Source organism: Sulfitobacter maritimus (genome assembly GCF_013346665.1).
Taxonomy (GTDB): Bacteria; Pseudomonadota; Alphaproteobacteria; order Rhodobacterales; family Rhodobacteraceae; genus Sulfitobacter; species Sulfitobacter maritimus.
In genome coordinates, this window is record NZ_JABVBB010000017.1 from 54139 (window position 1) to 66345 (window position 12207).

7 protein-coding genes and 3 pseudogenes are annotated in these 12207 nt (G+C 56.4%); 6 read left to right on the forward strand and 4 right to left on the reverse strand.

The window, feature by feature from the left end; genetic code table 11:
- The first annotated feature begins 418 nt into the window (after window positions 1–418).
- The gene (locus HTT03_RS00560) at window positions 419–5635 is read left to right on the forward strand and encodes a RecQ family ATP-dependent DNA helicase (RefSeq protein ID WP_246253304.1); all 5217 of its coding nucleotides are present in this window, start codon (window positions 419–421) and stop codon (window positions 5633–5635) included.
- A 73-nt stretch (window positions 5636–5708) separates the two neighbouring features.
- On the opposite strand, the pseudogene HTT03_RS00565 reads toward HTT03_RS00560, so the two are convergent.
- Window positions 5709–5985 (reverse strand): annotated as a pseudogene (locus tag HTT03_RS00565) (IS3 family transposase); the annotation flags it as partial.
- Window positions 5986–6028: 43 nt separating this feature from the next.
- Between HTT03_RS00565 and HTT03_RS18925 the strand changes: the two are divergent.
- Window positions 6029–6550 (forward strand): annotated as a pseudogene (locus tag HTT03_RS18925) (transposase); the annotation flags it as partial.
- Window positions 6551–6699: 149 nt separating this feature from the next.
- The gene (locus tag HTT03_RS00575; RefSeq protein WP_217482684.1) at window positions 6700–7116 is read left to right on the forward strand and encodes a transposase; all 417 of its coding nucleotides are present in this window, start codon (window positions 6700–6702) and stop codon (window positions 7114–7116) included.
- A gap of 29 nt (window positions 7117–7145) precedes the next feature.
- On the opposite strand, the gene HTT03_RS00580 is transcribed toward HTT03_RS00575, so the two are convergent.
- Together HTT03_RS00580 and HTT03_RS00585 are read right to left on the reverse strand one after the other, a co-directional pair.
- Complete coding sequence (locus tag HTT03_RS00580; protein ID WP_174857901.1) at window positions 7146–8453, reverse strand: GumC domain-containing protein; 1308 nt, start codon at window positions 8451–8453, stop codon at window positions 7146–7148.
- 223 nt (window positions 8454–8676) lie between these two features.
- A complete protein-coding gene (locus tag HTT03_RS00585; protein WP_174857900.1) occupies window positions 8677–9150 on the reverse strand; it encodes an LPS assembly lipoprotein LptE in 474 nt (157 codons plus the stop codon).
- Between the two features lie 493 nt (window positions 9151–9643).
- On the opposite strand from HTT03_RS00585, the gene HTT03_RS00590 reads away from it, so the two are divergent.
- The gene (locus HTT03_RS00590; protein WP_174857899.1) at window positions 9644–10114 is read left to right on the forward strand and encodes a hypothetical protein; all 471 of its coding nucleotides are present in this window, start codon (window positions 9644–9646) and stop codon (window positions 10112–10114) included.
- Between the two features lie 13 nt (window positions 10115–10127).
- On the opposite strand, the gene HTT03_RS00595 is transcribed toward HTT03_RS00590, so the two are convergent.
- Window positions 10128–10442 carry a hypothetical protein gene (locus HTT03_RS00595; protein WP_174857898.1) on the reverse strand — a complete coding sequence of 105 codons (315 nt, stop codon included), beginning with the start codon at window positions 10440–10442 and terminating at the stop codon, window positions 10128–10130.
- 185 nt (window positions 10443–10627) lie between these two features.
- On the opposite strand from HTT03_RS00595, the gene HTT03_RS00600 reads away from it, so the two are divergent.
- Window positions 10628–11188, forward strand: a complete 561-nt coding sequence (locus HTT03_RS00600) for a hypothetical protein (protein WP_174857897.1) — start codon at window positions 10628–10630, stop codon at window positions 11186–11188.
- Window positions 11189–11482: 294 nt separating this feature from the next.
- A pseudogene (locus HTT03_RS00605) lies at window positions 11483–12207 on the forward strand (hypothetical protein); the annotation flags it as partial.

The following is a 12207-nucleotide window of genomic DNA, read 5'->3' on the forward strand; positions in this document are numbered from 1 at the left end:
TTCGTGACTTCGGGCACGTGGATTAAAATGCGCTTGAACGACGAACTTTCGTGCCTTCGGGCACGTGGATTGAAATAATGGTGGTAGAGTTTACCTAAATAGCCATCGAAAATGGCAATGGAAGAAACCGGTAGACAATCGGTAGGGCTGCTTCGAGAAATCGAAGCAGCCCTTTTTCCATAGGGCGTTCAAAGCTGGAAAACAGTAGCTAAAAGTACCTTCAGCGATGAGGGTTTTCTTTGAGGTGAGTAGTGGAAAGCGATTGTGCAACCGGTGGTCTGGAAATTCTCATGACACCATGTCCGAAGTTAAGAGCAACTGGCCACACCTAGGAATTATGACATAGCATCGTGTGAACATCTCTGGTCAAATGTCTTCCGATGGTTCCGCTCCTTAAAAGTAGCACTAACTTGCGAGTATGAAAAATTTAATTTCACGAGGTATATCGAAAGCCTTTGCCCGTGCTCGGCCACAGCGGCCTGAGGCATCAAAGGCTGATGCGGGGGGCGATATCGGTATTCACACGCCGCAGGACCCTTTCGAGATCTTGTCGCACTGCTTGTCGATTGACTTGGAGGTCGATCCTAAAGGAGCCCGAATATTCGCCTTCGCTGCCGTGCCGGAAGGTGGAGGAGAGGGGATTGTCCATCGGAAAGGTGATTTGAAGGCCGCGCTTAAAAAGCTTGACTTATACTGCGCGGGTTTCGCGCGTGTCATTGGCCATAATATTCTGCGCCACGACCTGCCGCATCTTATGGCGGTGTCGCCGCGCTTTGCGAAGTACGCGGAAGGCCCGATCGATACCCTATGGCTTAACCCCTTGGCTTTCCCGAACAACCCTTATCACAAGCTGGTCAAACACTACCACGATGGGCGGCTTCAAAGTGGACACGTCAACGACCCTGAGTTCGATGCGCGTCTTGTGTTTGCGGTCTTACGCAACCAAATTGAGGCCTTCGTATCGCTGAACGCGTCGTCGCCAGAGACGATGATAGCCTATCATTGGCTTTGCTGTCGGGGTCCTGGTAGCAGCGGGTTCGATCGATTGTTCAGCGATCTGCGCGGAGCATCCATCCCTACTGAGGCGGAAGCGCACAGAGCTATTCAGATGTTGTTGCAAGAGGCAGCATGCGGTGCGCAGGTGGACGCTGTGCTCGACCGGCTCTCGGACACTGGGCTGGGCTGGCCGATGGCATATGCCCTTGCTTGGATTTCGGTCGCGGGTGGGGATTCTGTTATGCCGCCTTGGGTGCGGGCGCAATTCCGCGACGCAGCACGGCTCGTCAGAGACTTGAGAGACACGAATTGTCGTGATCCGCACTGTGCCTATTGCGCAGAGCATAATGATCCCACCCGGGCCCTCGAACGATGGTTTGGCTTTGCAAGTTTCCGTCCTGAACCAGCTGATGAAAACGGACGTCCCCTTCAGGAAAAAATCGTTGCCACGGCTATGGAGGGCGACCATCTGTTGGGCATATTGCCGACGGGCACGGGCAAATCCATCTGTTATCAGATCCCCGCGCTGTCTCGGTTCGACAAGACCGGGGCTTTGACAGTGGTCATATCGCCGCTTGTGGCCCTGATGGCAGACCAGGTCCAGGGTTTGGTACGGGCAGGAATTTCTTCGGCGGTCACCATCAATGGCCTTTTGTCGTTGCCGGAGCGTCAGGCTGCGCTCGATAAGGTGCGGCTTGGTGACGCTGCCATCTTGCTCATTTCGCCCGAACAATTGCGCAGCACAACGGTTCGGTCGGTTCTGTCGCAGCGCGAGGTGGGCCTGTGGGTGCTGGACGAGGCGCATTGCGTGTCTAAATGGGGGCACGATTTCCGGCCTGACTATCGTTACGTTTCGCGCTTTATTAAGGAAAGCTCCGGCGACGAACCGGCTCCTGTGCTTTGTTTGACTGCGACAGCAAAACCAGACGTGGTAGAGGATATTTGCAGTCATTTCGAGGAGCGATTGGGCGCTGAATTGACGTTGATAGACGGTGGCGCCTCTCGTTCAAATCTGAGCTTCGCGGTGCTGCCAACCCAGCGGGCAACCAAGATGGCGGATATCCTCGATACGATCGAGTCCAAACTTCCGCGCGAGGGAGCCTCAGGTGCAGTGGTCTATTGCGCGACTCGAAGCGCCACAGAGCGTGTGGCAGAGTTTCTAAAGCAACAGGGCATTGCAGCTGAGCGATATCATGCAGGCCTGAGCGCTGAGGACAAACAAGAAATTCAAGAGAACTTTCGCGTGGGCAATCTGCGCGTGATTGCCGCCACCAATGCTTTTGGCATGGGGGTGGATAAGCCGGACATCCGTTTGGTGGTTCACGGCGACGTGCCGGGATCGCTAGAAAATTATCTGCAAGAAGCGGGGCGCGCCGGTCGGGATCGTGAACCGGCAAATTGCATTCTCTTGTTCGACACCAAAGACGTTGATCGGCAGTTTAGCTTAAGTGCGCGGTCGCGCCTTGCACGGCATGAGATCGCCGCGATCCTAAAGGCGCTGCGACGCCTTGATTCTCGGACTGGCAAAGGCGGTGAGATCGTTGCGACGCCTGGGGAAATTGTTCACGAAGAAAAAGATCGCGATTTCCAGCGGGACAGCAATACCGACGATACGCGTGTGAAGACTGCGGTCTCTTGGTTGGAAGAAGCGCACCTTCTGAACCGCGAAGAAAACCGGGTGCAGGTGTTCCCCGCGTCGCTGCGGGTGAAAAGCATGAAGGAGGTCCGCGAAATTCTTGCAGCCGCCGAACTTACCGAACGGCGCCGCACGGATCTGGCGGCCATTGTGCAACACATCATCAACGCGCCGCAGGAAGATGGCATCACCACGGACGAGCTGTGCGGCGTGAGTGGCCTCACGGTGTCGGGCGTGCGCAAGGCTTTGGCAGATCTTGAAGCTCTGGGGATCGCAAAGGATGATACGAACATCACCATCTTCGTCCATGTTCGTATTGAGAATGCGTCACCGAAACGGTTCGAAGCGGCGTCCCGCCTAGAAGCCGACCTGATTGCGATCCTGCGAGAGCAAGCCCCGGACGCGGAGATCAACGAGGCTTGGCCTTGCCATCTGGCCTCGGTGGCGCAGGCTTTACGAGAAGAGGGACACGCCTCTGTTCGGCCCGACATCGTTGAGGGCCTACTCCGTGGGATTGCGCAGGATGGGCGCGACATGGATGGCGGCAGGGGCAATATCGGGTTGCGCAAGGTATCCAAGGGCAGCCTTCTGGTTCGAATGCAGCGGTCGTGGTCCGTGATCGAGCAGACCGCCCAACTTCGCCGACAGGCCGCGGAAAGGTTGGTTTCATACCTGATCGACAAGGTTCAGGCGGGCGTAAAAGGTAAAGATATCGCCGTTGAGACTACGCTTGGTGATTTCCTTGCGGCGATCAACAGCGACGCGCTGTTGCGCGCGTCTGTCAATGATCCGTCGAAGCTTATGGATCGGGCGCTGTTGTGGCTGCACGAGCAGCAAGTCGTCACACTGGGCAAGGGGCTGTCGGTGTTCCGTTCGGCCATGACGCTGCACATCAATTCGAAGGGGGGTGGCTTCACCACCCAACATTTCGCGCCGCTTGAAGACCATTACAGCGAACAAACCGTCCAGACCCACGTGATGGCGGCGTATGCGGCTAAGGGAATGGATGATATTGGTACCGCTCAGCGTTTGGCCCATGACTATTTCTCTCTCGATCAGGCCGACTTTATGAAAGCCTGGATGCCGGGGCGGATGTCGGAGTTCAGGCGGCAGGCCACGCCCCAGTCCTATGCCGAGATCGTGAGCGAGTTGGGAAATTCGACACAAGAGCAGATCGTGCGTGATGACCGCGAGCAGACCAATGTGCTTGTGCTTGCGGGGCCGGGCTCAGGTAAGACACGTGTGCTGGTCCATCGCGTCGCCTATCTGGTTCGGATCAAGCGTGAAGATCCAAACGGCATTTTGATACTTGCTTACAATCGCCACGCTGCCTCCGAGATACGGGAACGCTTGCGTCGACTGATCGGCGACGATGCTCGCTTTGTGACAGTCTTGACCATTCACGCCTTGGCCATGCGGCTGGTGGGCGCAAGTTTCGTCGGACGGGCCGGGCAGGATGATCCCGATTTTGGGACGCTTCTGACCGACGCGACACGTCTCTTGCGTGGGGATGGGTTGGACAAGGTCGAAGCCGAGGCCCTGCGGGAGACCTTGATCCAGGGGTTCCGCTGGATTCTCGTCGATGAATATCAAGACGTAGGCCCCGAGGAATACGCTTTGATCGCGGCAGTGGCCGGTCGCAGCATTGATGATCCTGATCAACGGATCAGCCTCTTCGCTGTCGGCGATGACGACCAGAATATCTATGCGTTTGCCGGTGCCTCGGTGCGCCACATTCGGCAATTTGAGCAAGACTATTCGGCCAAGCCGGTTTTTCTGACGGACAATTATCGATCTTCGAAAAACATCATCAGCGCAGCAAATGCGGTGATCGACGGGTCTCGGGAACGTATGAAAACAGGGCATAAGATCGCCGTCGATCAATCGCGGCAAAAGGACCCGGCTGGGGGTATCATGGAAAGCCTCGACCCGGTGGCGCAGGGGCGGGTCCAAATTCTTGGCTGTCCGGCTGGGAACGATTTTCAGGCCCTTGCGGCAATCAGCGAGATGATCCGTCTTTCAAAACTGATTCCAGATTGGAGTTGGAAGGGGGCGGCTATCATCTCGCGTGATTGGCGCAGACTTCTCCCGGTCCGCGACTTCGCGGAGGCGCATGGAATTCCCGTCGAAATGGCGAACGAGAACCTGCCAGGTCTGTGGCGCACCCGCGAGATGCGGATGTTTATAGACAGTTTGCGCGAAAGGCGTGTGGCGAGGGCCGGCGTAAGGGATCTCACCGAAACGCTGAACGCAATACCTTTAAGTCGTTGGACCGACCGAATTGGCGAGGGCCTCGGCCAACTTGCGCGTGAAATTGACGGTAAGGCGCTTCCGACACCTGATGTTATTGAATGGTTTGCCGAATGGTCGAAGGATTCATGGGGCGAGCAACGCGGACTCAAGTTGTTGACCGCGCACCGCGCCAAAGGCCTCGAATTTGATGATGTCGTGATCATGGATGGCGGCTGGGAGCGACCCTCACGAAACGAAGATCAAGACGCGCCGAGGCGCTTGTTTTATGTCGCTATGACCCGTGCGCGGCGTAATTTGATCGTTATGAGCAACGACAATCATGAATATCTTCCCACTGTGTCGCCTTCCGTGATCACGCGGCAGGTCGTGCCTGACTTGGCGTCAGTACCCGGCCCACGCCGCTTCTTTCAATCGCCTGAAATGAAGATGGTCGACCTCTCATTCGCAGGGCGCCAAGGTGATCGGCATGCTGTTCATAGTGCAATCGCCCAAGCACAGGTCGGCGCGCCAATCAGGCTCTCTAGTATCGGAGATCGCTGGCAGATCGAGGATGTTCAAGGGCGGCCCCTCGGGCGGATGTCCAAAGCATTCGCGCCACCGGTCGGCACGAAATTTGTCACCGGCGAGATCGCGGCCATTATACATTGGCGCAAAGAAGACGCAGGCGAGCGTTTTCATCACCTGCTTAAACGCGCGAGCTGGGAGGTCGTTGTGCCTGAGCTGGTTTTTGAAGAGGTCAAAGGAGAATGAAAGGGCTTCACGATAAGATCAAAGCGGCAAGTAGAACCGCCCCGGGTTTACCGGAGAGCGTTTGGTTCGCATGTTAGGCTGCTTTTTCATTTGAGTTTAAGGTTGCATAGAACATCTCCTCTGCTTCATGCGGCGTGACATATCCCCAATCGACCCATTTCAGAGTTTCCCACTCGACCGCCTCTGCGGTCTTCCACGGCCGGCCCCAACCGGTGAATGGCCTCCGCTTTGAAGAGGCCGATGATCGTCTCTGCCAGCCCGTTGTCATAGCTGTCACCTACACTGCCCACCGAGGGTTCGATCCCGGCTTCAGCCAGACGTTCGGTATAGCGGATTGACACATACTGGGCGGTTTCAACCGGTCGTCGCAACACCCCTTTGATGGAGGTGTAGATGACAAAAACAGGCAAACGAAGGTCCGAACGTTCGACTCGGGACAAATTAAACTCTCCAGGAAGGCCGCCAGTCTGGCAACGTGAGAATCTATGCCGGTTCTGGCGGGCCTTTACAGAGGGGCTATCCAGTGAGGATGCCGCCGTTGATGCCGGTGTCTCTGCCCCTGTTGGAACCTGATGGTTTCGGAGCTCTGATGGAATGCCTCCCACACATCTTGCGCCATCGGCGCCCTTATCGAAGAACCGTAGCCTTTCCTTCGCAGAACGTGAGGAAATAGCTTTGGAGTGCGCGAGGGGCACAGGTGACCGCGCCATAGCGCGCAAGCTTAGGAGATCGCCCAGCACGATCTCTCGAGAGATCAGGCGCAATTCGGCAACCCGTGGCGGAGACTTCGAATATCGTGCGTGCGATCAATGCACAATGGCATGCTGATCGTGCAGCTAAGCGGCCAAAAGCGAGTAAGCTCACCCTCAACCCGCCCTGCGCGACTACGTGCAAGATCGGTTGTCCGGTCTTATCGTCACACTGCGTATTCCGGGGTGATCCGCCCACCGTTTCCGGTTTATGCGTCCATCCGTTCCGATTTTATCCGCCCGCCCCTGTGACGTGCTGCTGCGAGGCAATCTGTAACCGGCTACCCTTCGTCCTTTTGGCATGAAGGAAGCCTGATGAAGAGATTGTCAATTCACCTCGCCCAAAATGCCATCCATCACGCGCCGAACCTTGCCGGTCGCAAACGCATCGGTGCCGAACTCCGCGAGATCTGGAACGCGGCCCCCCTCGTCAAGGCCGAAACCAGCTTGGCCGAATTGGTCACCGAGTATCGCGATACAGCGCCGAAACTTGCTGCATGGCTGGAGGAGAATGTCCCTGAGGGTCTCACCGTCTTCACCTTGCCAAAAAACCACCGACGCCGCATGCGCACCTCCAACCCGATGGAGCGCAGCGTGCGGCAGGAGTTGAAACGTCGCACCGTTAAGGTCCGGGTGGGCACGTCGCGTATCAGGGCCTTATTCGCCACGCTTCGGTCGAACGTTTCGATTCACTTTTCTTGCATCATCTATCGGAGTAAAGGTAGCGGCTAACAAGCGAGCCCTGGCCGCAAATCAAAAGATCAGCTAGGCCGTGCCTTCTTGTGTGCTCGGCGAGACGCACGCCCCTTCAATCCGGCTTTCGAACGCTTCTCCCAAGCTTGTTTCCAAACGTTTGCTTTCTCAGGCGCGCTGATATCGGGAATAGAGATCAAGGGTGTGATCCCAGTTTCACGGGTTATTTGTTGAGCGGTGCGCAAAACTGGATGGCGGATTTCCAAAACGAAAGCGACGATAAGAGACAGAGCTACGCTTCCCACCCCGCCGATAGCAGCGATGATCGTACGACTGGATGTAATCGGATATTCCGGCAGTTCAGCGGCTTCGAGTGTAATCAATTCTTCACTGCGTTTATCGATTTCCAGCGAAGCCCCCACGTTTGCTGCACTGCGGCGCCCGGTTGTGATCACCAGCTGATTTTGCAACTGCTCCAAGCGCCGCTCGAACCGGGCCAGCTCTCGATCAACTTCAGGAGAAGTTTGCAGGCTGCTGTTCAGAGCATCGCGTCGCTCCACCAGTTGGTCTCGCTGGGTCGAGAGGTTTTCCAGCGTTGCATCGAGTTCAGCTTGCCTGCGGGCGATGGTGGCCTCCCGCGCGTTCGGAGAAACCCTTGTGCGGGCCAGGCGGGTGGCAACAATCTCCCGATCCAATGTGAGGATCGCTTCATTTAGGTTGCCGATTTCACTTTGACGAAACAGAAGACTACCTTCCAACGCCAGATCGTTGGCTGCTTGGAAATCGGCACGCTCGGCCTCAAGGGTGGCAATGTCGCGGATCAGGTTTTCTTCTTGGCGTTGAAGAAACTCTAAGGTTCCAAGGGTCTGCTCGCGGCGCTGCGCGATCGACAGGCTGCGGGTACGGTCAGCGAAGTCTCGCGCCACGGCCTGCGCATCGGCAGGATCATTCATCCGGGCAGTGAAAGATAAGGTAGAGAGGATCCCGTCATTCTCATAGCCCTCACCTGTGGACCCAGCCCCTGTGATGGTGATCGAGCCTCGCAGGAGCTCGACTTTGTCGCTCATGCGCAAAGCTGGCATATCATTATACAGGTCATGTTTTTTGATGACATCAATGATATTTCCTCGCGCCATCAACTGCTGCTCGATCAACAGCAGGCGGCGCATTGGAGAGCCTTCAACCGTCGAGGGGGCAAGATCATTAGAGACTTTTGGCAGTTTGATCTGGATGACTTCGGATGATTGATAGACGTGGGGCGCTGACAAGGCGCTGATGACGGATGCAATGCTGCCCAACAGAATGACCATGATGATTGCCCGCGACCGGCGGCGCAACATGTCGATGACGTCGTCGAAAGTGTAGATCGGGCCCATCGGTCTCTTTCCTATAGCACATGAATCCGGCTCCGGGTCCGGGCGGATTGATCAGGCTAGATCAAAAAAACTGGGCGAGAATAGGGCGTCGCAAGCAGGGATAAGAGCGCATATTAGATCCTCCTTCGAACATATTAGCCTTCTACGGGCAGACCATTTCTGAGCATCAGCGGCTCTGCCGCGCTCGTCTTACGGCTGAAAAGAGGCTTGGACCAACCGCCGGTTACATGAGTAGCTTGAGGGAAATATCCGTGGTGAGCTTGTCTGCGAGAATTTTGATCAGCCGTTCGCTTGCATCACGTTGAGCAGCTACGCTCAGATTGTCTCTGGTGAGAAATGACGTAAAAGACTCCACCGCGCCAGAGGCAATGGTTTGTCCAGTGCTCTTGGAGATCAACTGGTAGCTTACGCGCCCCAACACGTGAGATCGGCTGGCCCCGGCAAGCTCAAGACCTTGCTCGGACAGCTCAATATCGTAATTAAGGATATGCTTGGCACTCAGGTTTCGGCCGAGCTGTTCTTCGAGGTCGCGCACCAGGAAATATTCTTCACGGGTGTTTGGAGCGGCCACCTCAATGTCGGAAAGGATTGCTCCTGTTTCAGAATTTGTGCCGTAAACCGGCGTGAAGCCACAAGCCGGGAGACCAGCTAGCAAGGCGCATATGACAAGGATTTTTCCGGATCTCAGGACTTTCACGTTTTCACCTTACTTTCGAAAATTCAGCGCAATGCGCCGCAGGGCGGGCTGTTATGGGGTGCGTTTGCAATGTTAAGCACAGGGCTGCAACACCTGACTACCCCCTCCCTTCTCGCCCGGGGCATCGTTTAAGGCGCAATGCTTTAGGAGTGCGGATTGTCGTAAAGCGCCCAGTCTCATGCGAAACTTCGGGCTGAAGATGATCAGCTCGTTTTTCGGCTTCGCAGACAAGACCGCAGTATAGCCACCGGAACGGTGGATTTGATGACAGCAATACAGTGTCGGGGGCCACGTAGCCGATGCCGGCCTTACGACCTGCGTCTTGGGGTGTCGTTGCCCCCTACCTATAGGGAGTAGCCCGATCGTATCAATTGCCGCGCAGGGGCAGTTGCGGTCACTTTAGAGCATAGAGGTGGAGTCGCGGCCTGTTGGCCGAAAGACGCTCTGTTCACATCTTTACGATTTCGCCTAAGGCATTTTAAAGGAGGCATCCATGCAAGCCCAAGTCGTTCACGATACGTCTGCCAAAGCGCCTCCCGTTCCGCCCAAACGCCCGGCTGTTGAGCCGGTCTCTCGCAACCCTGCCGCATCGGCGGGCTCAGCGGGGGAGCCCAGTCCCGCCCGGATCCTCACAGAGGCGTTCGAAGACCTGCGCCGCCGCATGGCGACGCTTGAAGGACGGATTGTTGAAGGATCTACCACCGGGGAGGTGGCGCGTATCGCTCAGATGCTTGAACGGGTCGAAGATCGGTTGGGGGCGGGAGCAAAAGGTTCCACGAAACTGTCGAAACGCGCACCGGGCAAGCTACTGGTCACTTTGTTGACTCTCTGCGCCTTCGGGATAGGCATTTTTGCCGCCGAACACATGCCGGAATTGGGCGATGGCCTTGAGCAGATTACGCTTGCTACTTCAACATTCTGGCAAGCGGGTCTTGAGCGGATCGGCGAGCTAAACATACAGTAATTGTCGAGTTCGCCTATCTGGCGGAGCCTAGATCGCCGAGGGACGCGTCCCACGCTGTGCGAGCAACCTCTTCGTCGCCTGACAACAGCGCATCCGCAAAAAATGCGCCCGCGATGTGACCTTCGCGGATGTCGATGTCGCCTTCCGAGGACAGCAGATAAAGACGTGTGGCGAACAGACTAGGTGCGGCACAGGTCAGATCTTCCCAGACACCAAGCTGAACAGCGAAGACCCCCTCCTCCTCAAGATTGTCCTGTGCGACGATCCTGTTGATCGCGCCGACAAGGAAGCCGATACACCGCGACGTCAGCCAATCGGCTTCACTCAAGGGGCCGCCTGCCCAGGCCGCGCGTTCGACATACGGCCTGAGAAGGCGCGTCGCGCGCCTACGCGCTGCAGCGGTATTCATCGCACCTATCAGCAAGGTGATCCCCTTCTTGCGAATCTCGGATTTTGTGAATGGGCAAAACCAGTGTAGCATACAGGACGAACTCGCGCTGACAGGAGCGTAGCATGCCCAGACGGGATCTTCCGCAACCGCCCAATTTCACCGAGATGAACGCGAGGGCGGAGGTCGGCGCTGTCGAACGCGAGCATCTCATGACCCTGATTGGCGCGCTAAGCATGTCATGGTCGAACAATGAGAGCGTCTTGATCTATCTAATGATGGTGCTTTTGCGGACTGATGATGTGTCCGCAGCGCTGGTGTATGGCACATTGAACACAGCGCGCGCGCGTTCTGACCTTGTGTCGCGGCTAACCCGCGTACGGGTTTCGGACGTGGATCTGCGGCGCGAAATGGATGATATTCTGACCGCGCTCGAAAAATGCGGCAGGGTGCGCAACGACCTGCAACATGCTTCCTACGAGTTCGACGCTGCAGGGCGTCCGATTTCCACCCGCTCAATGCGGGTCGAACAGAGCCGCAAGCGGTTGAGCTTCGGCCGAACCCGCCCTATCGATGCGGCTCGGCTGGCCAAGATCACGGAAGTGGTCGACGAACTGGGCCGCATCAATCAGCGACTTTGGGCTCTGCTGCCGCGGCTGGAACAGCACGCAAACCCCGCAGACTAGAGATCTTTCATTCTTGCCAAAGCAAAAGTGTAGGCAGTCTTAGCGTTTTTCCAAATTCCCAGCAGCCCTCACCTATTAGGGTTAACCCCATATGACAGCGGTTAAGACCCTAATTGGCGTGTCGTTAAATTGGACAGAGGTGACGCATGCTTCTCCTACTGCGGAGCTCGACCCCATGAGGGGGCCGGCAAGCTAGCCGCGGTGAACAGGGAAACGGAGAGCTAGGTCTGTCGCAGATGAGATAGCCGCTGCGAGGCCGTGATCACCGTCTCCGACCATAAACGGAGTAAAAAAATGTCTCTCATTGATGATGACAATGCCATCGCCCTAGCACTTGCGGGGGCTGCCACCGCGGTTCGCGACGATGACGCAATCGATGCCGATCAGGGCAATAGTGGTGACAATCAGGCCAATGCGGTCAGGTCCCGTGTGAACCAGTCGGATGACGATGGCAACCGGCGCGATACCGACAATACCGACAATAGCCAACAAAATGTCGGGAACGTAGATAGCAACGACAGCAATGACGGCAACCGGCGCGATACTGACAACACCGACAACAGCCAGCAGAATGTCGGAAACGTAGATAGTAACGACAGCAACGACGGCAACCGACGCGATACCGACAATACTGACAACAGCCAGCAAAATGTCGGAAACGTAGATAGCAACGACGACAACGACGGCAACCGACGCGATACCGACAATACTGACAACAGCCAGCGGAATGTCGGAAACACAGATAGTAACGACGACAATGACCAAGATAACGACCTAGTCGATTTCGATGATCTGGGCGAGTTCGACATCGATAGCTTGTTGGCCGATGCCCTGAATGGCTCTGGCAACGATATGGCGTTCTCGCTCGATCAGACAAACAATCTGACCGACAACGATAGCGTGAGCAATCCGGATGTGATCTATAATGGCGGTTCACCGGGCGGCACGGGCGGCCAAGGCGGCGATGGAGATGCTGCGTACCATGCGCATCCGGCTGACGCTGGCGATGGCGGGCCCGG